Source organism: Pseudomonas sp. FG86 (genome assembly GCF_057808775.1).
This window is the reverse complement of record NZ_JBMDIS010000040.1, coordinates 1-24,860: the sequence shown is the minus strand read 5'-3', so window position 1 is coordinate 24,860 and position 24,860 is coordinate 1. Positions and strand designations below refer to the sequence as shown.

General features: G+C 61.1%; 25 protein-coding genes. 12 read left to right on the top strand and 13 right to left on the bottom strand.

Features of this window, described 5'->3' with window-relative positions; all coding sequences use genetic code 11:
* Positions 1-2: 2 nt before the first annotated feature.
* Together bamC and dapA are read right to left on the bottom strand one after the other, a co-directional pair.
* Positions 3-1,118 (bottom strand): NlpB/DapX family lipoprotein, encoded by a 1,116-nt coding sequence (gene bamC / locus ACODSV_RS22450; RefSeq protein WP_024074001.1) that lies wholly within the window; start codon positions 1,116-1,118, stop codon positions 3-5.
* Between the two features lie 17 nt (positions 1,119-1,135).
* On the bottom strand, positions 1,136-2,014 hold the full coding sequence (gene dapA / locus ACODSV_RS22445) for a 4-hydroxy-tetrahydrodipicolinate synthase (protein ID WP_024074000.1): 879 nt from the start codon (positions 2,012-2,014) through the stop codon (positions 1,136-1,138).
* A gap of 273 nt (positions 2,015-2,287) precedes the next feature.
* On the opposite strand from dapA, the gene ACODSV_RS22440 reads away from it, so the two are divergent.
* Both ACODSV_RS22440 and ACODSV_RS22435 read left to right on the top strand, forming a co-directional pair.
* Entirely contained in the window at positions 2,288-2,848 is a 561-nt protein-coding gene (locus ACODSV_RS22440) for a glycine cleavage system transcriptional repressor (RefSeq protein ID WP_003172487.1), read from the top strand.
* Between the two features lie 10 nt (positions 2,849-2,858).
* Positions 2,859-3,332 (top strand): peroxiredoxin, encoded by a 474-nt coding sequence (locus ACODSV_RS22435; RefSeq protein ID WP_024073999.1) that lies wholly within the window; start codon positions 2,859-2,861, stop codon positions 3,330-3,332.
* Positions 3,333-3,435: 103 nt separating this feature from the next.
* Here the strand turns inward: ACODSV_RS22435 and ACODSV_RS22430 are convergent, their stop codons facing one another.
* Entirely contained in the window at positions 3,436-4,506 is a 1,071-nt protein-coding gene (locus tag ACODSV_RS22430) for an AI-2E family transporter (protein ID WP_150054724.1), read from the bottom strand.
* A 32-nt stretch (positions 4,507-4,538) separates the two neighbouring features.
* Positions 4,539-4,778 carry a sulfurtransferase TusA family protein gene (locus tag ACODSV_RS22425; protein WP_024073997.1) on the bottom strand — a complete coding sequence of 80 codons (240 nt, stop codon included), beginning with the start codon at positions 4,776-4,778 and terminating at the stop codon, positions 4,539-4,541.
* Between the two features lie 94 nt (positions 4,779-4,872).
* Between ACODSV_RS22425 and ACODSV_RS22420 the strand changes: the two genes are divergently transcribed.
* Positions 4,873-6,306, top strand: coding sequence for a M48 family metalloprotease (locus tag ACODSV_RS22420; RefSeq protein WP_024073996.1), 1,434 nt, complete (start codon positions 4,873-4,875; stop codon positions 6,304-6,306).
* A gap of 65 nt (positions 6,307-6,371) precedes the next feature.
* Here ACODSV_RS22420 and ACODSV_RS22415 read toward each other — a convergent pair whose 3' ends face one another.
* The 4 genes from ACODSV_RS22415 to rpoE all read right to left on the bottom strand — a co-directional run bounded on the left by ACODSV_RS22415 (position 6,372) and on the right by rpoE (position 10,224).
* Positions 6,372-7,808 carry a DegQ family serine endoprotease gene (locus ACODSV_RS22415; protein ID WP_024073995.1) on the bottom strand — a complete coding sequence of 479 codons (1,437 nt, stop codon included), beginning with the start codon at positions 7,806-7,808 and terminating at the stop codon, positions 6,372-6,374.
* 235 nt (positions 7,809-8,043) lie between these two features.
* On the bottom strand, positions 8,044-9,006 hold the full coding sequence (locus ACODSV_RS22410) for a MucB/RseB C-terminal domain-containing protein (RefSeq protein WP_024073994.1): 963 nt from the start codon (positions 9,004-9,006) through the stop codon (positions 8,044-8,046).
* A gap of 16 nt (positions 9,007-9,022) precedes the next feature.
* Complete coding sequence (locus ACODSV_RS22405; RefSeq protein WP_024073993.1) at positions 9,023-9,610, bottom strand: sigma-E factor negative regulatory protein; 588 nt, start codon at positions 9,608-9,610, stop codon at positions 9,023-9,025.
* Positions 9,611-9,642: 32 nt separating this feature from the next.
* Entirely contained in the window at positions 9,643-10,224 is a 582-nt protein-coding gene (gene rpoE / locus ACODSV_RS22400; protein WP_003172477.1) for an RNA polymerase sigma factor RpoE/AlgU, read from the bottom strand.
* Between the two features lie 463 nt (positions 10,225-10,687).
* Here rpoE and nadB point away from each other — a divergent pair, with 463 nt between their 5' ends.
* A complete protein-coding gene (gene nadB, locus ACODSV_RS22395) occupies positions 10,688-12,304 on the top strand; it encodes an L-aspartate oxidase (protein WP_150054725.1) in 1,617 nt (538 codons plus the stop codon).
* Here nadB and ACODSV_RS22390 read toward each other — a convergent pair.
* Together ACODSV_RS22390 and ACODSV_RS22385 are read right to left on the bottom strand one after the other, a co-directional pair.
* Positions 12,273-12,719: a protein YgfX gene (locus tag ACODSV_RS22390; protein WP_102624468.1), complete on the bottom strand. Its 447-nt coding sequence runs from the start codon at positions 12,717-12,719 to the stop codon at positions 12,273-12,275. The two genes, nadB and ACODSV_RS22390, sit on opposite strands and share 32 nt — an antisense overlap.
* On the bottom strand, positions 12,703-12,957 hold the full coding sequence (locus tag ACODSV_RS22385) for an FAD assembly factor SdhE (protein WP_069075462.1): 255 nt from the start codon (positions 12,955-12,957) through the stop codon (positions 12,703-12,705). Before ACODSV_RS22385 ends, ACODSV_RS22390 begins: the two co-directional genes overlap by 17 nt.
* A gap of 139 nt (positions 12,958-13,096) precedes the next feature.
* On the opposite strand from ACODSV_RS22385, the gene ygfZ reads away from it, so the two are divergent.
* Positions 13,097-14,038 carry a CAF17-like 4Fe-4S cluster assembly/insertion protein YgfZ gene (gene ygfZ / locus ACODSV_RS22380; protein ID WP_069075463.1) on the top strand — a complete coding sequence of 314 codons (942 nt, stop codon included), beginning with the start codon at positions 13,097-13,099 and terminating at the stop codon, positions 14,036-14,038.
* Positions 14,039-14,074: 36 nt separating this feature from the next.
* Positions 14,075-14,896 carry an HDOD domain-containing protein gene (locus ACODSV_RS22375; protein WP_024073988.1) on the top strand — a complete coding sequence of 274 codons (822 nt, stop codon included), beginning with the start codon at positions 14,075-14,077 and terminating at the stop codon, positions 14,894-14,896.
* On the opposite strand, the gene ACODSV_RS22370 is transcribed toward ACODSV_RS22375, so the two are convergent.
* Both ACODSV_RS22370 and ACODSV_RS22365 read right to left on the bottom strand, forming a co-directional pair.
* The gene (locus ACODSV_RS22370) at positions 14,897-16,282 is read right to left on the bottom strand and encodes a sensor histidine kinase (RefSeq protein WP_024073987.1); all 1,386 of its coding nucleotides are present in this window, start codon (positions 16,280-16,282) and stop codon (positions 14,897-14,899) included.
* Positions 16,275-16,946, bottom strand: a complete 672-nt coding sequence (locus ACODSV_RS22365; RefSeq protein ID WP_024073986.1) for a response regulator — start codon at positions 16,944-16,946, stop codon at positions 16,275-16,277. Before ACODSV_RS22365 ends, ACODSV_RS22370 begins: the two co-directional genes overlap by 8 nt.
* 235 nt (positions 16,947-17,181) lie before the next feature.
* Here ACODSV_RS22365 and ACODSV_RS22360 point away from each other — a divergent pair, with 235 nt between their 5' ends.
* From ACODSV_RS22360 to ACODSV_RS22340, 5 genes are all read left to right on the top strand, one after another.
* Positions 17,182-18,474: an OprD family porin gene (locus tag ACODSV_RS22360; RefSeq protein ID WP_150054726.1), complete on the top strand. Its 1,293-nt coding sequence runs from the start codon at positions 17,182-17,184 to the stop codon at positions 18,472-18,474.
* A 41-nt stretch (positions 18,475-18,515) separates the two neighbouring features.
* Positions 18,516-19,505 carry a Bug family tripartite tricarboxylate transporter substrate binding protein gene (locus tag ACODSV_RS22355; protein WP_172831377.1) on the top strand — a complete coding sequence of 330 codons (990 nt, stop codon included), beginning with the start codon at positions 18,516-18,518 and terminating at the stop codon, positions 19,503-19,505.
* Between the two features lie 130 nt (positions 19,506-19,635).
* Positions 19,636-20,094 (top strand): tripartite tricarboxylate transporter TctB family protein, encoded by a 459-nt coding sequence (locus ACODSV_RS22350; protein WP_024073982.1) that lies wholly within the window; start codon positions 19,636-19,638, stop codon positions 20,092-20,094.
* A 1-nt stretch (position 20,095) separates the two neighbouring features.
* Positions 20,096-21,610 carry a tripartite tricarboxylate transporter permease gene (locus ACODSV_RS22345; RefSeq protein ID WP_024073981.1) on the top strand — a complete coding sequence of 505 codons (1,515 nt, stop codon included), beginning with the start codon at positions 20,096-20,098 and terminating at the stop codon, positions 21,608-21,610.
* The gene (locus tag ACODSV_RS22340; RefSeq protein WP_150056115.1) at positions 21,603-22,640 is read left to right on the top strand and encodes an AbrB family transcriptional regulator; all 1,038 of its coding nucleotides are present in this window, start codon (positions 21,603-21,605) and stop codon (positions 22,638-22,640) included. Before ACODSV_RS22345 ends, ACODSV_RS22340 begins: the two co-directional genes overlap by 8 nt.
* Before the next feature lie 118 nt (positions 22,641-22,758).
* On the opposite strand, the gene ung is transcribed toward ACODSV_RS22340, so the two are convergent.
* Positions 22,759-23,451, bottom strand: coding sequence for a uracil-DNA glycosylase (gene ung, locus ACODSV_RS22335; protein ID WP_024073979.1), 693 nt, complete (start codon positions 23,449-23,451; stop codon positions 22,759-22,761).
* 136 nt (positions 23,452-23,587) lie between these two features.
* Here ung and ACODSV_RS22330 point away from each other — a divergent pair, with 136 nt between their 5' ends.
* Positions 23,588-24,700, top strand: a complete 1,113-nt coding sequence (locus tag ACODSV_RS22330; RefSeq protein ID WP_150055929.1) for an enoyl-CoA hydratase/isomerase family protein — start codon at positions 23,588-23,590, stop codon at positions 24,698-24,700.
* Positions 24,701-24,860: the final 160 nt, after the last annotated feature.

Sequence of the window (24,860 nt, the reverse complement as noted above, 5' to 3'; positions counted from 1 at the left end):
GATCAGCCCAGGTTGTCTTGAATCACGCCCAACACTTTGCGCGCTGTTTCAGCGGGCGCAACGGTGTTGATGTTTTTCTCGACGGTGACTTGTACGGTTTCGCCAACCTTGCTCAGGCGAACCTGATAACGCTCGGCGCGGGTTTCGATCTCTTCCTTGGTCGGCTTGCTGCCGAACAACTTGCCGAAGAAACCAGGCTCGTCGTCTTTCTTCTCGGCTTTTTCAGCCACGTTGATGTAGTACAGGCCGAGGCTGCGGTTGATGTCTTCAACGCGCCAAGGGCCTTGTTCCAAAGCACGACCCACACTGGCCCAGGCACGGTCCAGGTCTTCACCCAGGTTCAGCACCACGTTGCCGCTGCCGTCCTCGGTGAGACTGACGCGGCTAGGGGTGTCGTAATCACGCGCCGCGAGCAGGGAAACGGAACCGCCCTTCTCGGAAATACGGCTCATGCTGGCCAGCATCTCGTCGACCAAGGCGGCATCGACGCCGGTGTTGACCGAGCGGTTGGTGAACTCGACGTTGGACGTGCTGCCGGCAGGACGCTCGGCGCTGACCACATAGACTTCACTGGTATTGCGCTGTACGCCAGGCTCGATGCGCACACGCACACGGGCTTCGCTGTCAGCCGCGACGCCACCGGCCTGCAGGCGCTTGGCCATGTTGGCGGACAGCTCGCTGCCTTGCTGCCATGCGGTGGTGAACTCACCGGTCTGCGGGCGCTGCTCGTCGATGCGGAAACCGTTGTCCTGGAAGAACTGCACGGCCACCGGCCAGACTTCGGCAGGTGGGCGCTGCGCCACGATCCAACGCGAGTCACCGCTCTTCTGCAAGCTGTAGTCGCTGGCATCCGCCACGGCCGAGATCGGCTGTGGACGTGGCACTACGTACTCACCCTTGGTGGTGTCGTCGGCCACGTTACGCGGGATCGGCAGCAACGGGTCAAGGCGCTTGGCAACATTGACGTCCGGTGGCAATTGCATCGGTTTGGTTGCTTGTGCTTCCAGGTAATCGCTGCCGCGGTCACGGAAGTAGCCTTCCGGGCCCCAGATCCAACCGCAGCCACTGGTGCTGGAGATAATCAAGGCAAGTGCGGAAAGTCCGGCCAATCGCTTCATGCGTAGTGCTTCCTCAATTAAACCAGGACGCCGGACTGGCGCAGGGCCTGTCGCAGCGGTTCGTGAAAGGCTTCGCTCAGACGGGTGAGCGGCAGACGGATACCGTCCGGCATCATGCCCATCTCGAACAGCGCCCATTTCACGGGAATAGGGTTGGATTCGATAAACAGTGTCTTGTTGAGTGGCATCAGCTTCTCGTGGATCGCACGGGCAGTCACGGCATCGCCAGCAAGGGCGGCTGCGCACATGTCGCTCATGGCGCGGGGGGCCACGTTGGCGGTCACGGAAATGTTGCCCTTGCCGCCCAGCAGGATCAGCTCGACTGCCGTGGCGTCGTCACCGGAATACACCAGGAAGTCGCTGCGCACGCCGGCCAGGATGTCCTTGGCACGTTGCAGGTCGCCGGTGGCTTCCTTGATGCCGATGATGTTCGGCACGGTGGACAGGCGGATCACGGTCTCAGCCTTCATGTCGCACGCGGTGCGGCCCGGTACGTTGTAGAGGATCTGCGGAATATCGACGGCTTCGGCAATGGTACGGAAGTGCTGGTACAGGCCTTCCTGGGTCGGCCTGTTGTAGTACGGGGTCACCAGCAGGCAGGCATCCGCGCCGGCTTTCTTGGCGTTCCTGGTCAGCTCGATGGCTTCACGCGTCGAGTTGGCGCCCGTACCGGCGATCACGGCGATACGGCCCGCGACACGCTTGACCACGAATTCGATCACCTGGATGTGTTCTTCCACATCGAGGGTGGCCGATTCACCCGTGGTGCCGACCGCCACGATGGCGTTGGTGCCTTCTTGCAGGTGGAAGTCCACCAGTTTGCCAAGGCTGTCCCAGTCGAGATGACCTTGTGCATCCATGGGTGTGACCAGTGCCACCATACTGCCCGCAATCATGCAACCGCTCCTGCCGGAAAAAGAGAGCCGTAATGGTACTGGCGCCAAGATGCTTGTACAAGCGAAGTACCGCCTGAGGATGCGTTCTGGATCAACTAAACGACGGGCAATGCCATCATTGCGCGAAAGTGGAGGTCGCGGTGGGGTAAAAACCCGCCGATCACGCAATGAAAACGCCACCTCCTATCCCTTGGCGACGCTTTTCGCTACCCTTCATGCTTTGATCGATACAGCCCTCACCGTATCGACCGCTCATCGTTTTAGGAAGGCTGCATGTCCACCCCCACAGTTCGCGAACAATTCCTTGTTATCAGTGCCCTCGGCGCCAACCCCATGGAGCTGACCAACGTCCTGTGCCGCGCCAGCCATGAAAACCGCTGCGCCGTCGTGACCTCGCGCCTGACCCGCCATGGCGAGTGCAGTGCGCTGGTGTTGCAGATCTCCGGCACCTGGGACGCCCTGGCGCGGCTTGAGACTGGCCTGCCGGGCCTGGCCAAGAAGCACGACTTCACCGTCAACGTGGTGCGCAGCGCCGCCCTGGAGAACCGTCCCCAGGCCCTGCCTTATGTCGCGTATGTCAGCTCGGCCTATCGCTCGGACATCGTCAATGAGCTGTGCCAGTTCTTTATCGACCATAACGTCGAACTGGAGAACCTGACCTGCGACACGTACCAGGCCCCGCAAACCGGCGGCACCATGCTCAATGCCACCTTCACCGTGACCTTGCCGGCCGGCGTGCAGATCAGCTGGTTGCGCGACCAGTTCCTGGACTTCGCCGATGCCTTGAACCTTGACGCGCTGATCGAGCCTTGGCGCCCACAGAACCCAATGTAAGGAACCCTCCATGGCGGTAGTCATCGACAAACCCGTAGCCGATTTCGAAGCCCCGGCCACCAGCGGCCAGACCTTCAGCATCAAAGCCCTCAAGGGCAAGCAAGTGGTGATCTACTTCTACCCGAAGGACAGCACCCCGGGCTGCACCACTGAAGGCCAGGGTTTCCGTGACCAGTACGCAGCGTTCAAGGCCGCCAACACCGAGGTGTTTGGCGTGTCGCGCGACAGCGTGAAGTCCCACGAGAACTTCAAGGGCAAGCAGGCATTCCCCTTTGAGCTGATCAGCGACAAGGACGAGGCGGTTTGCCAACTGTTCGATGTCATCAAGCTGAAGAAGCTATACGGCAAGGAATACCTGGGTGTGGATCGCAGCACGTTCCTGATCGATAGTGAAGGAGTGCTGCGTCAGGAATGGCGCGGCGTGAAAGTGCCAGGGCATGTGGACGCCGTGTTGGCGGCGGCGCAGGCTTTGAACAAGGCTTGATCAGCAGCGCGAGCCACTGTAACGAGGGCGCTTGCTCCGGCTGGGCTGCGAAGCGGCTCCAATAAAAAGGCAGCAAGCGCCCTCGTCACAATTCGCCCTGCCGCTATAACAAAGGCGCCACCACCGGATCCTGCCGCGGCCACGCGTCCAGCACCGCCTTGAACAGCGTTGCCAGGGGAATCGCAAAGAACACCCCCCAGAATCCCCACAACCCGCCGAACAACAATACCGCGCAGATGATTGCCACCGGGTGCAGGTTGACGGCTTCGGAGAACAGCAGCGGCACCAGCACGTTGCCGTCCAGGGTCTGGATAATCCCGTACACCGCCATCAGGTAGATGAACTGGTCGCTCCAGCCCCACTGGAACAGGGCGATCAATGTGACCGGTACCGTCACCACCACGGCGCCGACATACGGTACCACCACGGAAATGCCGACCAGCAAGGCCAACAGCGCTGCGTAGTTCAAGTCCAGGGCGATAAAGGCGATGTAGGTCACGCCCCCACAGATAATGATCTCAATGACCTTGCCCCGAATGTAGTTGGCAATCTGCCGGTTCATCTCCTCAGCCACCCGGGTAATCAGCGCCCGCTCGCGCGGCAGGTAGCCACTGACCCAGCGACCGATCATTGCGCGGTCTTTAAGGAAGAAGAACACCAGGATCGGCACCAGCACCAGGTAGATCATGATATTGACCAGCAGCGGCAGGCTGGACAGGGAAAAAGTCAGCGCCCATTGGCCGAATTTTCCGATCTCGCCACGGGCCACTTCGATGGCCTGTAGCACCTGCTCGTCCGATACCAGGTGCGGATAGCGCTCCGGCAACAGCAGCAACAGTGACTGCCATTTGGCGAGCATGCCCGGCAGCTCGTTGAACAGGGTGATCAATTGGTGCCACAACAGCGGTACCACGATCACGATAAAGACCAGCAGCAACCCCATGAACAAGGCAAACACCAAGCCCACCGCCGCCGCGCCCGGCAAGCGCAGACGCTCCAGGGTGGTAACCAGGCCTTGCATCAGGTAGGCCAGCACCATCCCCGCCAGCACCGGCGCGAGCATGCCGCCCAAGGTGAGTACGGCGGTGAACGCGAGGAAGAGCAGGACCGCCAGCACCACGGCTTCTTCATCGGAAAAGTAACGCTGAATCCAGTCTCGTAACACCTTGAACATCAATCAACCTCAGACAATGGGGGGCAAACGGCTCAGGCCTTGCGCAACCAGTAACAGTAGACGCCGGCTGCATCTTCTTCATGCAACAACGTGTGGCCTGCCAGTTTGGCAAAGGTGCGAAAGTCACGCTGGGAGCCTGCGTCCGTGGCGATCACCTTGAGTATTGCGCCACTGGCCAAACGATTGAGTTCCAACTTGGCCTTGAGCAAGGGCAACGGGCAATTGAGGCCGCTGGCATCGAGTTCGGCATCAAAGGCTACAGCGTCGGTCATGGTTTTACTCCGGGCAGCGTTCGGGGTGCTTAGAATATCTGGTCCGAAGCTCAGTGTCCGGCTACAGTAAGCTCTTTGTCCAAAGGCTCTGTGCATGACTTTCTTGCGCCCCACCCTGCTGACGCTGGCTTGCCTGCTGGCCTCTCCAGGCTTCGCTGACGACCTGCCGTCACTTGGCGACGCCAGCTCTGCCATTGTCTCGCCACAACAGGAATACCAACTGGGTCGTGCCTGGCTGGCTTACCTGCGCGGCCAGGTCTCACAGCTTAACGATCCGCAGCTCAAGGATTACGTCGAAACCAGCGTGTACAAGCTGGTGGAGACCAGCCAGGTCAATGACCGGCGCCTGGAGTTCATCCTGATCGACAGCCCGCAGCTCAACGCCTTTGCCGCACCTGGCGGCATTGTGGGGGTCAACGGCGGCCTGTTCCTGAATGCGCAGACCGAAGGTGAGTACGCTTCAGTGCTGGCTCACGAATTGGCTCACTTGTCGCAACGCCATTTCGCCCGAGGCGTGGAAGCACAGCAACGCATGCAGATCCCGATGATGGCCGCCCTGCTTGGCGGCATCATTGCTGCCGCCGCAGGTGCCGGCGATGCCGGTATTGCCGCGATCGCCGGCACCCAGGCCGCCGCGATCCAGGAACAACGAAGGTTCTCTCGCCAGAATGAGCAAGAGGCCGACCGTATCGGCATCCTCAACCTGGAAAAAGCCGGTTATGACCCGCGCTCCATGCCGACCATGTTCGAGCGCCTGATGCGCCAATACCGCTTCGACGCCAAGCCCCCTGAATTCCTGCTGACTCACCCGGTAACCGAATCGCGGATCGCCGACACCCGCAACCGCGCGGAGCAAGCCAAGCCCGGTGGCAAGGAAGACAGTCTGCGCTATCAGTTGATTCGCGCACGGGTGCAGTTGCAATACGAAGACACGCCTGGGCTGGCCGCCAAGCGCTTTCAGGCACAGCTGGACGAGAACCCGAAGAACGATGTGGCGCGCTATGGCCTGGCCATTGCCCAGATCAAGGGCACCCAGCTCAAGCAAGCCAGGGAAAACCTGGCCCCGTTGCTGGCCAAGGCCCCCAACGACATCACCTACAACCTCGCGCAAATCGAGCTGGACATCACCAGCAATCACTTGCCGGATGCCCAGCAACGGACCGACCGGATGCTTACCCAGTACCCCGGCAACTATCCGCTGAACCAGGTGCGGGTTGACTTGCTGCTCAAGCAGAACCGCACCGCCGATGCAGAAAAAGCCCTGGACGGCTTGCTCAAGTCCCGCCCGGACGATCCGGACGTGTGGTATCAGGTCGCGGAGACGCGCGGCTTGTCCGGCAACATCATCGGCCTGCATCAGGCTCGCGCCGAGTACTTTGCACTGGTGGGCGATTTCCAGCAGGCGATCCAGCAGCTGGACTTTGCCAAGCGCCGCGCCGGCAACAACTTCCCCCTGTCATCCCGCATTGATGCACGCCAGCGCGAGCTGATCGAGCAGGAACGCCTGGTCAAAGGGATGATGAGTTAAACCCATCGCCCACAAAAAAGCCCCGCCTTCGCTGAACGAAGGCGGGGCTTTTTTATTGGGCTGTGTTACTCAGCCAGCTTGAAGGTAATGAAGCTGGCACGGCCCTGACGCAATACCCGCATCGATACCGTACGGTTCTTCGGCAGCGCCTTGGCGATGTCGGTGAACTGCTTGGTGTTGTCGATCGCCTGATTGTTCAGGTGAGTAATCACGTCACCTGGCTGCAGGCCAATCAACGCCGCAGGACCGTCCTGGACTTCCTTGATCACCACGCCGCTTTTCAGGTCGAAGGTCTTTTTCTGCTCATCGGTCAGCTCGGCCACGGCAATACCCAGGCGATTGCTGCTGCGTTCGGCGCCCGGCTTGGTGTTACCCAGGGCGTCGAGGGTCGCGCCTTCTTCAGGGATCGCGCCAACGGTCAGTTCAACGTTCTGGCGCTTGCCTTCACGGATCACTTCCAGCTTGGCCTTGCTACCTGCCTTGAGTGCGCCCACCAGGTGCGGCAGGTCTGCCGACATGATGATCGGCTGGCCATTCATGCTCAGGATCACGTCGCCCACTTGCAGGCCGCCTTTGGCAGCAGGGCCGTCGTCCTGGATCTGCGCGACCAGGGCACCCGCCGGTTTGTCGAGGCCGAAGGATTCAGCCAGGTCTTTGTTCACTTCCTGAATCACTACGCCCAACCAGCCACGGCTGACCTTGCCACCGCTTTTCAGCTGGTTGGAAACATCCATGGCCACGTCGATCGGGATGGCGAACGACACGCCCATGAACCCACCGGAACGGGTGTAGATCTGCGAGTTGATCCCCACCACTTCGCCGTTCAGGTTGAACAGTGGACCACCGGAGTTGCCCGGGTTGATCGGCACGTCGGTCTGGATGAACGGTACATAGTTTTCGTTCGGCAGGCTGCGACCGATGGCGCTGACAATACCTTGGGTCACCGTATGGTCAAAGCCAAACGGCGAACCGATTGCCACTACCCATTGCCCTGCCTTCAGGTCCTGGGACTTGCCCAGTTTCAGCACCGGCAGGTCCTTGCCATCGATTTTCAGCAAGGCCACGTCGGAACGAGGATCGGTGCCGACCAGCTTGGCTTTCAACTCACTGCGGTCGGCCAGGCGCACCAGAATCTCGTCAGCGTCGGCAATCACATGGTTGTTGGTGAGGATGTAGCCATCCGGCGAAATGATGAAGCCAGAGCCCAGGGATTGCGCTTCACGCTGACCGCCGCCACGGGGGGATCGCTGTTGCGGCGGCATGCCACGCTCGAAGAACTCGCGCAGCATCGGCGGCAACCCCTCCAGGTCGGGCATCTGCTGGTTCGAGACTTTGCGATCCGGCAATTTCTGCGTGGTACTGATATTCACCACGGCAGGCGAGGCTTGCTCAACCAGTTGAGTGAAGTCAGGCAGCTCGACCGCTTGCGCGGACACGGCCTGACCCAGCACCAATACCGTGGCGACTATGGATAGGTAAGACTTCAAACGTGGTATCGACATACAGCTCCCGTTACGACGAGCAGGGTTGAGCGACAGGGTTCAAAAAACGCCGGAAACTGCGACCGACATCTTTGTTCCGCGAACAAAACAAGGCCAGAGCCGACATGCCCTGACCTATAAAAAACATGAGGGATTTTTGCAAGTGAAAATGCTGATCCGGACATTTCATGTCTCTCGGCAACCAACCTGGCAGGGACTTAGAGTGAAAGGTCAGGATGAACATAAGATTAACGACTCACGGCTTGGTCACTGGCTTTTTATCACCGCGTACCGACAGCGCGATGCGCTCGGCAGTGCCAATCGGGATTTCGCCGACGACCGTCACCATCATTTCTCCCTCCACCGTGTTCAGGCGGCGAGACACAGCAACCGTAGGGCCTAGCTGTGTACGAGTTTCCGACACGCTTACGTCGCTGATCGGCTCAAGAAACACCGAAAAACGCGCCAGCCCATCTTCGTACATCAGGCTATCGACGGTTGCTTTGGTCTGGGTGTCTTTACGGGTACTGCGACTGGTCAACTGAAATCCGGGAGGCAGCCATTCAAGGTGCCAGGCCTCCGTAGCCTCGACTTCAGGCGCCTTGCTGTTGACGACTGCAATAGGCGTGCATTCGCTGCTGGGCTGCAAGTCACGGTCATCTGGCAGGACCGCAGTGTTCAGTCGCGTGAACTGGAAGCGCTCGAGTAATTGGCCCTGGTCATTGAGCAGCAGGGACTTGAGCGGCAAGGCAGTCTCACGGTCCAGATGCAACTCGAACCCATAACGGTATTGGTCGCGCGGGGTGATCGACACAATCACTGCATTACGACCGGCCACGCGAGATTTGCCGATAACGGCCAGTTCGTAGAATTGAGTGAGTTTTTGCGGATCAAGCGTACGCGAAGGCGCGTCACGCGAATTACCAAGACCTGCGACCAATGTGCCACTGACGCACTGTGTCCGGCCATCTACGCGCACGACTTCCTGAGCCGAACCGTCAAGCTGCAAAAGCCGCTCACGGACTTGGCCATCCTGGACACGATGCCAGATGTCATGGGTAGAGAAACTGCCGTTACGCTCATAGACGAACGTCCCTTGAAAGCTTTGCTGCTGCTCTGCACGCCCAAGTCGAGTCAGCCAGTCTTGGGCTTCATCGGCGTGGGCGGGGAGTGCAAACCAGCCACTAAGCAAAAGCGTAAGGAGCGGTATGGCGCGCATAGGGCTCCTTAACGGTTCAGCGGTTTTCCAGGCTTGCTGCGCGAGCGTATGGCAAAGCGCTTTCAGTGCCTTTCAAGGCCGATTCCTGGGCGTGTTGGCGCAGGTAGCCTGGAAGACGCTGGTCCTGCCAGCCGGATTGCCCTTGAAGAACGCCATTGGCCATTGGGCCAGTGGTTTCGGAGCTTTCCTTGTAGCCGGCCAGTACAGCTGGGCCCTTGACTTGGGGACCGGCCATGACCGGCTGCTGGGTCTGCTGGGCCAGTTCGGCACCGGCGATCTCGTCCTGGTTGTACAGGCGAACACCGGCCAATACGGCAACAGTCACCGAAGCAGCCACTGCCAGACGACCCAGGCTACGCCACGGTCCGCGTGCAGCTTTTGCCGGAACGGCTTCATCAGCCAGTGCAGCAGAAACGGCCGCAGCAATATCCAGACGAGGGATTAGGAGATCCTTGTGCATCACCGCCCGAGCAACTTGGTAACGAGACCAGGTGTCACGGGTTTCGGCATCATCAAATGCGTTGAGCACTCGACGAAGTTCCAGTTCATCCGCTTCGTTATCCATCACTGCGGACAGCGATTCCTGCAGGGCATCACGACTCATGGCGGTTCCTCTCTTGGCTGTCGCCGCTGTCTTTAGTTTTCCTGCAACAACGGTTGCAAGGCTTTATCGATGGCTTCCCGGGCCCGGAAAATCCGTGACCTTACAGTCCCCACCGGACACTGCATGACGCTCGCAATGTCTTCGTAACTCAGACCATCGAATTCACGTAAAGTTAACGCCGTACGCAAATCTTCTGGCAGTTGCTGAATTGTGCGATGAACGGTTCCTTCGATCTCGTCGCGCAGCAATGCACGCTCCGGCGACTCGAGATCTTTGAGGCCGTGATCACCATCGTAAAATTCTGCATCTTCTGAACTTACATCACTATCCGGTGGGCGGCGTCCGCGAGACACCAGATAGTTCTTCGCCGTGTTGATGGCGATGCGATATAGCCACGTGTAAAACGCACTATCACCGCGAAAATTGCCCAGTGCACGGTATGCCTTGATAAAGGCTTCCTGTGCAACGTCCTGCGCTTCATGGGTGTCGTGCACAAACCGCACGATCAACCCGAGAATTTTGTGCTGGTATTTCAGCACTAGCAGATCAAAAGCTCGCTTGTCGCCGCGTTGAACGCGCTCGACCAGCTGCTGATCCTCTTCCTGGGTTAGCATGAACACTCCTCGTTGTACTTGAAGGAGGCTTGCATAACTAAACGATCAGGCTTGCAAACATAGACTAGGACTTTTCGCAAAAGTTCTCCCCCTCCAAGCAAGTTTCCGGCATGCACTGATTTGGCACACACGAAAAACGCAGTACGGGCAACGCCGACTGCGCGAATAATCTTGTCGTCGGTTTTCTGACGCGTCCAATGCTCCCGACGGGCCAATAAACTCAACGTTTTCCCAGCTTCCGGGCAACCTGCTATTGAGTCGGGGCTTATGCAAAAAGTTCCCGTTTCAATAACTGGCCGATTTTACCCTGGCCGTGCACCGTAATCTCACATTGCCACGAATGCCCGACTATTGTGCCGCTCCCCCCCTCTATATACTAGTGGCCCGTGTGCCCCTTTGATTCGCCGATCCAGGCGTCCTGTTTGCGCCAATCCTTCGGATCGCTTTTTGCGGAATCCTTCCAATGAGCCAACAGTTTCAACACGATGTCCTGGTGATCGGTAGCGGCGCGGCCGGCCTGAGCCTTGCACTGACCCTCCCCAGCCACCTGCGCATTGCCGTACTGAGCAAAGGCGACCTGGCCAACGGCTCGACATTCTGGGCCCAGGGCGGTGTCGCCGCGGTATTGGACGACACCGACACAGTGCAATCCCACGTCGAAGACACCCTCAACGCGGGCGCCGGCTTGTGCAACGAAGACGCGGTGCGGTTCACCGTCGAGCACAGCCGCGAAGCGATCCAATGGCTGATCGACCAGGGCGTGCCATTCACCCGCGATGAACACGCGGGGAGCGACGACGGTGGTTTCGAATTCCACCTGACCCGCGAAGGCGGCCACAGCCATCGACGCATCATTCATGCGGCCGATGCCACCGGCGCTGCAATCTTCAAGACCCTGCTCGACCAGGCCCGCCAACGCCCCAACATCGAATTGCTCGAGCAACGCGTCGCCGTCGACCTGATCACCGAAAAACGCCTGGGCCTGGAAGGCGAACGCTGCCTCGGCGCCTACGTACTCAACCGCACCAGCGGCGAAGTCGATACCTACGGCGCGCGTTTCACCATCCTCGCCTCGGGTGGCGCGGCCAAGGTATACCTCTATACCAGCAACCCCGACGGGGCCTGCGGCGATGGCATTGCCATGGCCTGGCGCTCAGGCTGCCGGGTGGCCAACCTGGAATTCAACCAGTTCCACCCCACCTGCCTGTATCACCCGCAGGCCAAGAGTTTCCTGATCACCGAGGCTCTGCGCGGCGAAGGCGCCCACCTGAAACTGCCGAATGGCGAGCGCTTCATGCAACGCTTTGACCCGCGCGCCGAGCTGGCGCCGCGGGATATCGTCGCCCGCGCCATCGACCATGAAATGAAGCGCCTGGGCATCGACTGCGTCTATCTCGATATCAGCCACAAGCCCGAAGCCTTCATCAAGACCCACTTCCCAACGGTCTACGAGCGCTGCCTGGCCTTCAACATCGACATCACCAAGGGCCCGATCCCGGTAGTGCCGGCCGCGCACTACACCTGCGGCGGCGTGGTGGTCGACCAACATGGCCGCACCGACGTACCTGGCTTGTACGCGATCGGCGAAACCAGCTTCACCGGCCTGCACGGCGCCAACCGCATGGCCAGCAACTCACTGCTCGAATGCTTCGTCTACGCACGCTCGGCCGCGGCGGACATCCTGGACCAACTGCCGCGCATTCCTGTGCCTGCCGCCCTGCCCCGCTGGGACGCCAGCCAGGTTACCGATTCGGATGAAGACGTGATCATCGCCCACAACTGGGACGAGCTGCGGCGCTTCATGTGGGACTACGTGGGGATCGTGCGCACCAACAAGCGCCTGCAAAGGGCTCAACACCGGGTGCGCCTGCTGCTGGATGAGATCGATGAGTTCTACAGCAACTATAAGGTCAGCCGTGACCTGATCGAATTGCGCAACCTGGCCCAGGTTGCGGAACTGATGATCCGCTCGGCCATGGAACGCAAGGAAAGCCGGGGCCTGCACTACACCCTCGACTACCCACAGATGCTGCCCGAGGCCCGCGACACTATCCTGGCGCCAACCACCTACGGCGGCTGAATTTCAAGCGAACGCGCAGGCGCCGGTGCACATCGGCGCCCAGCGAATCCCTCGGCACGCAGGTCGAACGGACTCGCCACTCCCCCTGCACGCGATAGCGCAACACCACGATCAGCGGTAAGGCCAGGCTGTCCGGGCGCAACTGCACGCTGTGCCAGCCTCGCGCCGCGCTCCACAACTGCCAGCCGTCTTCGTCGCGGCGCAGGCCACGAATCGACGAACGGTGTGTCAGCAAGATATGGCGCGGCACAACCCAAGCCCCATGCGCCAGGCACAGCAAGCCAGCCAGGCTGGAGAACGGTAGGTCGATAACGAGCAAGGCACCCAACGCGAACAGCTGGGCCAGGAGATACACCGCCAGCATCAGCCGTGAGGCCTGCCAGCGGCATTCAAAGCGATTACTTGGGCTGGACACGGTCCAGGATCATCCGAACCATGCGTTGCAGTTCCGGGTCTTCGGACTCTGCGCGCTCCATGAACCAGCCGAACATGTCCTGGTCTTCGCATTCCAGCAGCCGCACGTAACAGGCGCGATCCACCTCGTTGAGAGTGGCGTAAACCTCTTTGACGAATGGCACCAGCAACACGTCCAGTTCAAGCATGCCGCGGCGGCTGTGCCAGTAGAGGCGATTGAGTTCTACATCTTCGACCATGGAGCGCTCCTCAAATAGAGCGCAAGTATACAGGCCCGACGGCACCGGAACAGTCGGCTTTGGTCGCCCTTACAGAAACTATCCATTTGCCGGGCGCCCCTCTATGATGCACCCATGACTTTTTGACCTGCGATGACCCATGGCTGACTCTGCTTTTTTCTGCCCCCTGTCCCACGAAGGCGTTCTCGCCGTCCGCGGCTCCGACGCTGCCAAGTTCCTGCAGGGACAACTGACCTGCAACCTCAATTACCTGAGCGACACCCAGGCCAGCCTCGGCGCGCGCTGCACCCAAAAAGGGCGCATGCAGTCGAGCTTCCGCATCCTGTTGCAAGGTGACGGGGTGTTGCTGGCCATGGCGACCGAGCTGCTGGAGCCGCAACTGGCGGACTTGAAAAAGTACGCGGTGTTCTCAAAATCCAAGCTCACCGACGAAAGTGCCGCCTGGGTACGGTTCGGCCTGTCGGATGCAGACGCGGCCCTCGCCAGCCTGGGCCTGGTGCTGCCCACCGAGACCGATAGCGTGGCGCGTACCGAAGCGCTGATCGCCATTCGCGTCTCACCCGGCCGCGCTGAGCTCTGGGTACCTGCCGAGCAGGCAGAAGCCGTGCGCAGCCAATTGAGCGCTCAATTGAAAGAATCAGCCTTGAATGAATGGCTGCTGGGCCAGGTCCGCGCCGGTATCGGCCAGGTGATGGCGCAAACCCGCGAACTGTTCATTCCACAGATGCTCAATCTGCAAGCCGTTGGCGGCGTCAGCTTCAAGAAAGGCTGCTACACCGGCCAGGAAATCGTCGCGCGCATGCAGTACCTGGGCAAGCTCAAGCGCCGCCTGTACCGCCTGAGCCTGGATGCCGCTGAACTGCCCGAGCCAGGCACTCCACTGTTTGCCCCCAGCCACACCAGTGCGATCGGCGAAGTGGTAATCGCGGCAAAAGCACACCAGGGGATTGAACTTCTGGCCGTGTTGCAAGCCGAAGCAGCCGAGAGTGGCGATGTTCATGTAGGCACACTGGAAGGCCCCGGTTTGCAACTGCTTGATCTGCCTTACCTACTCGACCGGGATCGAGAGATCCAGCGCTGATCGCCGTACCCTTTTGCAACACCCTAGAGAGCATGAATGAACAAGCTGGAGGAAAAAGTCCAACAGGCTTTGGTGAAGGCCATCGACAACGATGACCTGGTTCTGCCGACATTACCGGAAGTGGCCCTGAACATTCGTCAGGCCGCTGAAGACCCGGAAATCAGCATCAGCCATTTGAGCAAGGTGATCGGTCGCGACACCGCGCTGTCGGCACGCCTGATCAAAGTGGTCAACAGCCCGCTGCTGCGCGCGACCCAGGAAGTGACCGACCTTCACACAGCCATCACTCGGCTGGGCACCAACTACAGCAGCAACCTGGCTATCGGCCTGGTGATGGAACAGATCTTCCACGCCCGCTCCGATGTGGTTGAACAGAAAATGCGCGACGTATGGCGCCGCAGCCTGGAAGTGGCCGGTGTCAGCTATGCCTTGTGCCGCAACCACAGCCAGCTCAAGCCAGACCAGGCGGCCTTGGGTGGCCTGGTCCACCAGATCGGCGTGCTGCCGATCCTGACCTACGCCGAAGACCACTACGAGCTGCTCTCAGACCCGGTCAGCCTTAACCACGTGATTGACAGCATCCACCCGCAACTGGGGGACAAACTCCTCGGTCGGTGGGACTTCCCGGAGATGCTGGCAAAACTGCCCGGCCAATACCTGGACCTGGAGCGCGACTCTGCCCACCTCGATTACGTCGACATCGTCCAAGTCGCGGTGCTGTACTGCTATCGCGGTACCGATCATCCCCTGGCCGACGTTCCCATCTCCAGCGTACCGGCGATGAAAAAGCTGCAAGTCGATCCTTACAGCGATGCCTTGCGCGCCGAGCTCGATGAAGCGCGCTCGATGTTTGATTGATCAACCGGCGATAAAACTCACCCGCACCTTCAACCCTGCCTGCTCCCCGTCGTGCAAGCTGATCTGCGCCAGGTGCGCCCGACAGATCTCGCCGACAATCGCCAGCCCCAGGCCGGACCCCATGCCCTGTTGGCTACGTCGATAGAAGCGTTCGAACACCCGATCCCGTTCATCCAGCGGGATGCCAGGGCCATCGTCTTCCACTTCCAGTACCGCCGGCGCCGTGACCCGCAGGATCACATTGCCGCCGGGAGGCGTATGGGCCAGGGCGTTATCCACCAGGTTGCTGAGCAGCTCATTGAGCAACGTCGGTTCACCGCGCAACCACACCGGCTCATCCGCCTCCAAGGCCAATGCAACCCCACGCGCATGGGCCAACGGCGCCATCGCCATACCCAGTTCACGGGCCAATTGGCTGAGGTCCAGCAACTGCGCGCCGCCTTCGGCAATCGCCCGCGCGCCGTTTTCAATACGGGCCAACGACAGCAATTGATTGGCCAGATGGGTCAGGCGGTCGGTGCCTTGGGCCGCGCTTTCCAGAGTGCTACGCCAGGTCGCAGGGGCGTCGCTGCGCAGGCCCAGTTCAAGGCGGGCCTTGAGCGCCGCCAAAGGGGTTCGCAGTTCATGGGCGGCGTCGGCAATAAACTGCGCCTGGCGCTCGAACTGCCCGCGCAAGCGTTCGGTGAAATGGTTGAGCGAGCGCACCAGCGGGCCAAACTCAAGCTGCACTTCCACCAACGGCAACGGCCGCAAATCATCGGGCTGGCGCTCTTCCACGGCCGTACGCAGGCGCTCCAACGGGCGCAGCGCCGCACTCACGGCAAACCACACCAGCAGCAACGCGCCAATGCCGAGCATGCCCAGGCGCAGCAAGGTGTCGGCCATCAGGCTGCGGGCCATGCTGACCCGGGCTTCATCGGTCTCGGCCACGCGAATTTCCGCCATGCCGTTCATGTTCGGCTCGGAGACAGCCTTGAGCAGGCTGACCACACGCACGGGCTGGCCCTGGTACGTGGCGTTATAGAAGCGCGCCAACGCCGGGTAATCGTCGGTACGCGGCGTGCCGGGTGGCGGGCCGGGGAGGTTTTCATAACCGGAGATCAGCTTCTGGTCGATGTCATTGACCTGGTAATAGATGCGACCGGCGCTGTCGTAGGCAAAGGTGTCCAGGGCCACATACGGCACATTGGCGCTGAGGGTGCCATCCACCTGGGTCAAGCCGGCGGCAATGGTGCGTGCCGAGGCCAGCAGCGTGCGGTCATAGGCGGTGTCGGCGGCTTCGCGACCGTTCCAGTAGGCACTCATGCCGCTGGCGAGCATCAACAGCACCATGAGCAGTGCCAGGTTCCACAGCAACCGCCAGCGCAGGCTGCTGGGCTTATGCATCGCGGGCTTCCAGCAGGTAGCCCAGGCCACGGAAGGTCACGATAGCGATGGGTTGGCCATCGAGTTTCTTGCGCAGGCGGTGTACATAGATTTCGATGGCATCGGGGCTGGCCTCTTCGTCGAGGCCAAAAACCTGGGAGGCCAGTTGCTCCTTGCTCATGACTCGGCCGGGACGCGCGATCAGCGCTTCAAGCACCGCTTGCTCGCGGGAGGTCAACGTCATCAGCTCGCCGCCTACCGTGAAGCGGCGGGTGTCGAGGTCATAGACCAGCACACCGCAGGTTTGCTGACGCTCGCCGCCCAGGACGCTGCGCCGCAACAACGCCTTGACCCGCGCTTCCAACTCCGTCAGCTCAAATGGCTTGGCCAGATAATCATCGGCCCCCAGGTTCAGGCCATGCACGCGGTCCTTCACGTCACTGCGCGCAGTCAGCATCAACACCGGCAGATTTTTCCCACGCGCCCGCAAGCGCGCCAGCACCTCAAAACCGTCCATGCGCGGAAGGCCTACATCAAGGATGGCCACTGCGTATTCCTCACTGCTCAAGGCCAGGTCCGCGGCCACCCCATCGTGCAGCACATCGACGGTCAACCCCGTGCTCTTGAGCGCTTGGGCGACACTTTCGGCCAGTTGCAGATGGTCTTCAACCAGGAGGACACGCATGGATTTCTACCTCGTTCGGGGGTGGTCGGCGCCACGCTTTGCGAGGCAGTTTACAGGCGCGGCCTGGCCTGTGAAGCCCGAAAACATTGAAAGCCAACTGAAAGGTTAGTGAAAGCTTCGCCCTTTAGCATCCAGCCACGGTAGGTCATGCCTGCCGCGCTACCTGATCCGTAGCGACCGAAAAACGCCTCGAAGCGTTTTCGCCAAAATAAGAACAATAACGGAGTGCACAACGATGCTGTCGACACAGCCCCAGGCTTTCCCGCCTGTGCGTTTTTCCCGCCTGACCCACACCGCCCTTGCCAGTGCCGCTGCCTTTGCCGGCTTTTCGCCGCTTAGCCAGGCTGCCTTCTTCGAAGACAGCAGCGCGACCCTGGAAACCCGCAACATGTACTTCAACCGTGACTTTCGCGACGGCACCAGCGCCCAGCAATCCAAGCGCGACGAATGGGCCCAGGGCTTCATGCTCAACCTGCAATCGGGCTACACCGACGGCACCGTGGGCTTTGGCGTAGATGCGCTGGGCATGCTCGGCGTCAAGCTCGACTCCAGCCCCGACCGCACCGGCACCGGCCTGTTGCCCACCCACGACGACGGCCGCGCCGCCAACGAGTACGCCAAGCTGGGCCTGACCGGGAAAATGAAGATCTCCGCCACCGAGCTGAAGATCGGTGCACTGATGCCCGAGCTGCCGATCCTCAAGCCCAACGACGGCCGCATCCTGCCGCAGACCTTCAACGGTGGCCTGGTCACCTCCAAGGAATTCAAGAACCTGGTCTTCACCGGCGGCCGCCTGGACAAAGCCAAGGACCGCGACGATACCAACTACGAGGACATCGCCCTCAACAACAAGAACAGCCGCTTCGTCAGCGGCGCCACCGGCAAGCACTTCAACTTCGGCGGCGTGGACTACAAGTTCGCTGACAAGATCACCGGCAGCTACCACTTTGCCCAGCTCGACGATGTGTACCGCCAGCACTTCCTCGGCCTGGTTGCCGCGCGCCCGATGGGCCCCGGCACCTTCGGCGCCGACCTGCGCCTGGCCGTCAGCGATGACACCGGCAGCGCGCGTGGCGGCAAGATCGACAACACCTCCCTCAACGGCCTGTTCAGCTATGCCCTCAATGGCCATAAGCTCAGCGCCGGCTACCAGCACATGTCCGGCGACAGCGCGTTTCCCTATGTGGATGGCAGCGACCCGTACCTGGTCAACTTCGTGCAGATCAACGACTTTGCCGGCGCTGAAGAGCGCTCCTGGCAGGCACGCTACGACTACGATTTCGCCAAGCTGGGCATTCCCGGCCTGAGTTTCATGAGCCGTTACCTCTCGGGTGACAACATCAAGCTCAAGAACGGCGAGACCGGCAAGGAGTGGGAACGCAACAGCGAGATCAAGTACGTGGTGCAAAGCGGCACGTTCAAGGATGTGGCCGTGCGCCTGCGCAACGCGACTTATCGCTCCAACTATTCAGCCCGTGATGCGGATGAAATGCGCCTGCTGGTCAGCTACAGCGTCGCGCTTTGGTAAGTAGTGCCTGGTAATAGCCACTCATAACAACAACGACGGAGATAACCATGACCCTTTCATTGCGAAAACTCGCCCTCGCCGCCGGCTGCATGCTGTTCGCTGGCCAACTGCTGGCCGCTGACGAACCCAAGCGCCCGGAATGCATCGCCCCGGCCTCCCCCGGCGGCGGTTTTGACCTGACCTGCAAACTGGCGCAAAGCGCGCTGGTCAACGAAAAGCTGCTGAGCAAGCCGATGCGCGTGACCTACATGCCCGGCGGCGTGGGCGCGGTGGCGTACAACGCGGTGGTCGCCCAGCGCCCGGCGGATGGCGGCACCTTGGTGGCCTGGTCCAGCGGTTCGCTGTTGAACCTGGCGCAGGGCAAGTTCGGGCGTTTCGACGAGAGCGCCGTACGTTGGCTGGCGGCAGTCGGCACCAGCTACGGCGCCATCGCGGTAAAAGCCGATTCGCCCTACAAGACCCTCGATGATCTGGTAAAGGCCCTGAAGAAAGATCCAGGCAGCGTGGTCATCGGCTCCGGCGGCACCGTCGGCAGCCAGGACTGGATGCAAACCGCGCTGATCGCCAAGGCGGCCGGGATCAACCCGCGCGAGCTGCGCTACGTGGCGCTCGAAGGCGGCGGCGAAATCGCCACGGCCCTGCTCGGTGGGCATATCCAGGTGGGCAGCACCGACATCTCAGACTCCATGCCGCATATCCTCAGCGGTGACATGCGCCTGCTGGCGGTATTCTCCGAAGAGCGCCTGGACGAGCCGGAAATGAAGAATATTCCGACCGCCAAAGAGCAAGGCTACGACATCGTCTGGCCAGTGGTGCGTGGCTTCTACCTCGGGCCAAAGGTCAGCGATGCGGACTATGCCTGGTGGAAAGACGCGTTCGACAAACTGCTGGCCTCCGACGACTTTGCCAAGCTGCGTGACCAGCGCGAACTGTTCCCGTTCGCCATGACCGGCCCGGAACTGGACACCTACGTGAAGAAACAGGTGGCTGACTACAAAGTGCTGGCCAAAGAGTTCGGCCTGATCCAGTAATCGCCCCTCTGTGGGAGCGGGCTTGCTCGCGAAAAACTTCAACGATGACGCGTGCTACCTGGATACACGCGGCGTCCTTGCGTTCTTCGTGAGCAAGCTCGCGCCGACAAGAGTCTCCAAGGAGTTTCCAATGCTCTTACAACGCATTTTCGCCGCCATGCTGCTCGTGGCATGCGCCGCGCTGGCCTTGATGGCCTGGCCGTATCAGGCGTCTTTTTCCTACGAGCCCGTGGGACCTCGGGCCTACCCGCTGCTGATGCTCGGGCTGATGAGCCTGGCGCTGATCTACATGCTGTTTCGCCCGCAGCCAACCAAGCACACCGAGGAAGAACCGGCACTGGACCGCGCAACCCTGATCAAGATCGGCGTGTGCGTGACACTGTTGATCGTGTTTGCCACCACCTTCGAATCGCTGGGTTTCATCCTCAGCAGCATGCTGATCGGCATTCCGATGGCGCGCCTGTATGGCGGCCGCTGGGTGCCCAGCATGGTGATCGTCAGCCTGATGGCCATCGGTCTTTATCTGCTGTTCGATAAAGCCATGGATGTTCCGCTGCCCCTCGGCCTGCTCGACGTTCTGGAGAACTGATATGGATACTTTTGGCTATTTGGGCCAGGGCTTCGGCGTTGCACTGTCCCCCTACAACCTGGTGACCGCGTTGTGTGGCACCTTGATCGGCACCGTGGTCGGCCTGCTGCCGGGCCTGGGCCCGATCAACGGCGTGGCGCTGTTGATCCCCATCGCATTTGCCCTGGGCCTGCCGCCGGAATCGGCGTTGATCCTGCTGGCAGCCGTGTACCTGGGCTGTGAATACGGCGGCCGTATCAGCTCGATCCTGCTCAACATCCCAGGCGAAGCCTCCACCGTGATGACCACCCTCGACGGCTACCCGATGGCCCGCAAAGGCCTGGCCGGCGTCGCCCTGTCGTTGTCGGCGTGGAGTTCGTTCATCGGCGCGTTCATCGCCACCTGCGGCATGGTGTTGTTTGCGCCGCTGCTGGCCAAGTGGGCGATTGCCTTCGGCCCGGCGGAATATTTCGTGCTGATGGTGTTCGCGATTGTCTGCCTCGGTGGCATGGCCGGCGACAAGCCGCTGAAGACGTTTGTGGCGGCACTGATCGGCCTGTTCCTGTCAGCGGTGGGCATCGACGCCAACAGCGGCGTGTACCGATTTACCGGGGATAACATCCACCTCACCGACGGCATCCAGTTCGTGGTGTTGGTACTCGGCTTGTTCTCCATCAGCGAGATCCTGTTGCTGCTGGAAAAAACCCACCGTGGCCAGGAAGCAGTCAAAGCCACCGGACGGATGATGTTCAACCTGAAGGAAGCGGGTTCGGTGTTCGTAGTGAACATTCGTTGCGGCCTGCTGGGCTTCATCATGGGTGTGCTGCCGGGCGCCGGTGCCACCTTGGCCTCGGCCGTGGCCTACATGACCGAAAAACGCCTGGCCGGTGCCAGTGGCAAGTTCGGCCAGGGTGACATGCGCGGCCTGGCAGCGCCGGAAACCGCCATCGGTGCGTCCGCCTGCGGTGCCCTGGTGCCGATGCTGACCCTCGGCGTTCCCGGCTCGGGCACCACGGCGGTGATGATCGGCGCGCTGTCGCTGTACAACATCACCCCAGGCCCACTGTTGTTCCAACAGCAACCAGACATCGTCTGGGGCCTGATCGCTTCGCTGTTCATCGCCAACATCATGCTGGTGATCCTCAACATCCCGATGATCCGCATCTTCACACGCATCCTCGCCGTGCCGAACTGGGCGCTGGTGCCAGTGATTGCCATCATCACCGCGATCGGGGTGTACGCGGTGCACGCCACCACCTTCGACCTGTTCCTGATGGTCGGTATCGGCATCTTCGGCTACATCCTGCGCAAGCTGGACTTCCCGCTGTCGCCGGTGCTGCTCGGTTTTATCCTTGGCGGCCTGATGGAGCAGAACCTGCGCCGTGCGCTGTCGATCTCCAACGGCGCGCTGGAGATCCTCTGGTCGAGCCCGATCACCTTTGGCGTGTGGATACTGACCGCCATCATGCTGTTCATGCCGCTGCTGCGTATCTGGCGCAAACGGGCGCAACAGCGTCGTACCGTGGCCGATGTCTGAGGTCACCTTCAAGCAATGGTGGGGAACACCGCTGGTCGGCTTGGCCGGCGGTTACCTGGCCAGCCTGGTGGGCTGGCCTTTGCCGTATATGGTCGGCTCGCTGCTGGCGATTATCCTGGTGCGTTGCCTGACGCCGTGGCAGTTGGCGGAGATTCCCGGCGGGCGCAAATGCGGCCAATGGGTGGTGGGTATCGGCATCGGCCTGCACTTCACCCCACTGGTGATCGAACAGGTGATGAGCCACTTCGGCCTGATCTTCTTCGGCGCGTTGGTCACCAGCCTGTCGAGCGTGGTCAGCGTGTGGTTGATGCGCCGCAGCGGTGAAGACCGCGCCACCGCGTTTTTCTCCAGCATGCCGGGCGGTTCCGGTGAAATGGTCAACCTCGGCGCGCGCAATGGCGCGGTGCTCAGCCGGGTCGCGGCGGGGCAGAGTTTGCGCGTGCTGGTGGTGGTGCTGTGTGTGCCGGCGATCTTCAAGTATCTGCTCGACGGCGGCGCACCGCAGTTTCATCCGGCGCCCGTGAGCTGGGCATGGCTGGCGTTGTTGTTCCCCATCGGCGCACTGGTGGCGTGGGGCTGGCAACGTCTACACCAGCCCAACCCATGGCTGTTCGGCCCGTTGCTGGTGAGTGCGACGGCCAGTGTGGTGTGGGACCTGCATATCGGCTTGCCCGACGGCGGCAGCCAGATCGGCCAGTGGCTGATTGGCAGCGGGTTGGGCTGCCATTTCAACCGGCAGTTCTTTCGCAGCGCTCCCTCATTCATGGGCCGCACCTTGATCGGCACGGCCCTGACCATGGCGCTGGCGACATTGGCGGCGCTGGGTTTGAGCGCCCTCACCCAGCTGGACCTGCGCTCGCTGACACTGGGCATGATGCCCGGCGGGATTGCCGAGATGAGCCTTACGGCCGAGACCCTGCAACTGTCGGTGCCGTTGGTGACGGCCATGCAGGTGATGCGGTTGTTGTTTGTGCTGTTTTTGGCGGAGCCGTTGTTCAGGCATTGGAACCGTCAGCCGCAAACGACCTAAACCTTCAAATGTGGGAGGGGGCTTGCCCCCGATAGCGGAGTGTCAGTCACTGAATGTGTTTCTGATACACCGCCATCGGGGGCAAGCCCCCTCCCACATTTTCTGGATGTGCTTGGCCCTAGAGCGGCGGTAGACGCCACTCGATCGGGGCCTCGCCATTCTGCTCCAGGAACTTGTTGGTCCTGCTGAAATGCCCACAGCCCAGGAACCCGCGATACGCCGACAACGGCGACGGGTGCACCGAGGTCAACACCAGGTGTTTGGTCGCATCGATCAGCTTCTGCTTGCTTTGTGCATGGGCGCCCCATAGCAGGAACACCAGGTGCGGCTGGTGCTCGCTGACCACTTCGATAATCCGATCGGTAAAGAACTGCCAGCCCTTGCCCGCATGGGCGTTGGCGTTGGCCCGCTCCACGGTCATGGTGGTGTTGAGCATCAGCACGCCCTGGTCGGCCCAACTTTGCAGGTAGCCGTGGTTGGGGATGTCGATGTTCAGGTCGCGCTTGAGCTCTTTATAGATATTGACCAGCGACGGCGGCGCCGGCACCCCCGGTTGCACCGAGAAGCACAGGCCGTGGGCCTGGCCGGGGCCGTGGTACGGGTCCTGGCCGAGGATTACCACTTTGACCTTGTCCAGCGGTGTGGAGTTGAGCGCGTTGAAGATCAGTGGGCCGGGCGGGTAGATCTCTTTGCCGGCAGCATGTTCCTGGCGCAGGAACTCGCGCAACTGGCCCATGTAGGGCTTATCGAACTCATCACGCAGGGCGTGTTTCCAGCTGGGTTCGAGTTTGATACGGTCGCCTTCAGTCATGTTCGAATTGTCTTGTAAAAAAGAATGAGGCGAACCCTAGGAAAGCCGGCCCTGCTTGTCAATTGATCTGACACACCACCGGCACTTTCCCACGAAGCGATCATACTGATCCTTCACCTTCTCGATTGAGGTCACGATGAACCTGCACTTCGAAGAACTGACCAGCAGCAACGGCGCCCGCGTCGGCATCGCCAGCCTTGACGCTGAAAAGTCCCTCAACGCGCTCTCCCTGCCGATGATCCTGGCCCTGACTGATCGCCTGGAGGCCTGGGCCAAAGACCCGAACATTGTCTGCGTGCTGCTGCGTGGCAACGGGCCCAAGGCGTTTTGCGCCGGCGGCGAAGTGCGCAGCCTGGCCCAGGCCTGCCGCGAGCAGCCGGGGGAAGTGCCCGCCCTGGCCGCACAGTTTTTTGCCGCGGAATATCGCCTCGACTACCGCTTGCACACTTACCCTAAACCGCTGATCTGCTGGGGCCACGGTTACGTGCTGGGCGGTGGCATGGGCCTGCTGCAAAGCGCGGCCATACGGATTGTCACGCCGAGCAGCCGCCTGGCCATGCCCGAGATCAGCATCGGCCTGTACCCGGATGTGGGCGCCAGTTGGTTCCTGTCGCGCCTGCCGGGCAAGCTGGGGTTGTTCCTTGGCCTTACCGGCGCGCACATCAATGGCCGTGACGCGCTGGACCTGGGCCTGGCCGACCGCTTTCTGCGCGATGACCAACAGGACGAGTTGATCGAAGGCCTGCTGCAACTGAATTGGCAGGAACAGACCGCGATGCAACTCAACAGCCTGCTCAAGGCCCTGGCCCAGGAAGCTGTCGGCCAGCAACCAGAAGCCCAATGGCTGCCGCGTCGGGCGCAGATCGACGCGTGGCTGGACGTCGGTGATGTACGCAGTGCCTGGCGCGCCTTGAACCCGCTGCGCGACCACGCCGACCCGCTGTTCAACCGCGCCGGCAAGACATTGAGCGAAGGCTGCCCGCTGACTGCACACCTGGTGTGGGAACAGATCCAGCGTGCCCGTCATCTGTCCTTGGCCGAGGTGTTCCAGATGGAATACACCTTGAGCCTGAACTGCTGCCGCCACCCGGAATTCAGCGAAGGGGTACGTGCGCGATTGATCGACAAGGACCAGACACCCCATTGGCACTGGCCGGACATCAATACCATCCCGGACGCCGTGGTGCAGGCGCATTTCACCAAGGCATGGGAAGGCCGGCATCCACTGGCGGACTTATCCGATTACTGACGCTTTGCGCCCATAAAAAAACGGCGCCTCATGCGCGAATGCCAAGATAGAACGAGCAAACAATAAGCCTGTGGCGAGCAGGCTTGTTGTGGTGAATGGGCTTGTTGTGGCGAGCGGGCTTGCCCCGCGTTGGGCTGCGCAGCAGCCCCAATAAGGCCAC

Coding starts and splice junctions, on each gene's coding strand:
- ACODSV_RS22440 (WP_003172487.1), top strand. CDS start 2,288: ATGTCCACCCCCACAGTTCGCGAACAATTCCTTGTTATCAGTGCCCTC.
- ACODSV_RS22340 (WP_150056115.1), top strand. CDS start 21,603: ATGTCTGAGGTCACCTTCAAGCAATGGTGGGGAACACCGCTGGTCGGC.
- bamC (WP_024074001.1), bottom strand. CDS start 1,118: ATGAAGCGATTGGCCGGACTTTCCGCACTTGCCTTGATTATCTCCAGC.
- rpoE (WP_003172477.1), bottom strand. CDS start 10,224: ATGCTAACCCAGGAAGAGGATCAGCAGCTGGTCGAGCGCGTTCAACGC.
- ACODSV_RS22385 (WP_069075462.1), bottom strand. CDS start 12,957: ATGGTCGAAGATGTAGAACTCAATCGCCTCTACTGGCACAGCCGCCGC.
- ACODSV_RS22375 (WP_024073988.1), top strand. CDS start 14,075: ATGAACAAGCTGGAGGAAAAAGTCCAACAGGCTTTGGTGAAGGCCATC.
- ACODSV_RS22365 (WP_024073986.1), bottom strand. CDS start 16,946: ATGCGTGTCCTCCTGGTTGAAGACCATCTGCAACTGGCCGAAAGTGTC.
- ung (WP_024073979.1), bottom strand. CDS start 23,451: ATGACTGAAGGCGACCGTATCAAACTCGAACCCAGCTGGAAACACGCC.
- ACODSV_RS22350 (WP_024073982.1), top strand. CDS start 19,636: ATGCTCTTACAACGCATTTTCGCCGCCATGCTGCTCGTGGCATGCGCC.
- ACODSV_RS22435 (WP_024073999.1), top strand. CDS start 2,859: ATGGCGGTAGTCATCGACAAACCCGTAGCCGATTTCGAAGCCCCGGCC.
- ACODSV_RS22330 (WP_150055929.1), top strand. CDS start 23,588: ATGAACCTGCACTTCGAAGAACTGACCAGCAGCAACGGCGCCCGCGTC.
- ACODSV_RS22360 (WP_150054726.1), top strand. CDS start 17,182: ATGCTGTCGACACAGCCCCAGGCTTTCCCGCCTGTGCGTTTTTCCCGC.
- ACODSV_RS22415 (WP_024073995.1), bottom strand. CDS start 7,808: ATGTCGATACCACGTTTGAAGTCTTACCTATCCATAGTCGCCACGGTA.
- ACODSV_RS22405 (WP_024073993.1), bottom strand. CDS start 9,610: ATGAGTCGTGATGCCCTGCAGGAATCGCTGTCCGCAGTGATGGATAAC.
- ygfZ (WP_069075463.1), top strand. CDS start 13,097: ATGGCTGACTCTGCTTTTTTCTGCCCCCTGTCCCACGAAGGCGTTCTC.
- ACODSV_RS22345 (WP_024073981.1), top strand. CDS start 20,096: ATGGATACTTTTGGCTATTTGGGCCAGGGCTTCGGCGTTGCACTGTCC.
- ACODSV_RS22425 (WP_024073997.1), bottom strand. CDS start 4,778: ATGACCGACGCTGTAGCCTTTGATGCCGAACTCGATGCCAGCGGCCTC.
- ACODSV_RS22420 (WP_024073996.1), top strand. CDS start 4,873: ATGACTTTCTTGCGCCCCACCCTGCTGACGCTGGCTTGCCTGCTGGCC.
- nadB (WP_150054725.1), top strand. CDS start 10,688: ATGAGCCAACAGTTTCAACACGATGTCCTGGTGATCGGTAGCGGCGCG.
- dapA (WP_024074000.1), bottom strand. CDS start 2,014: ATGATTGCGGGCAGTATGGTGGCACTGGTCACACCCATGGATGCACAA.
- ACODSV_RS22430 (WP_150054724.1), bottom strand. CDS start 4,506: ATGTTCAAGGTGTTACGAGACTGGATTCAGCGTTACTTTTCCGATGAA.
- ACODSV_RS22370 (WP_024073987.1), bottom strand. CDS start 16,282: ATGCATAAGCCCAGCAGCCTGCGCTGGCGGTTGCTGTGGAACCTGGCA.
- ACODSV_RS22410 (WP_024073994.1), bottom strand. CDS start 9,006: ATGCGCGCCATACCGCTCCTTACGCTTTTGCTTAGTGGCTGGTTTGCA.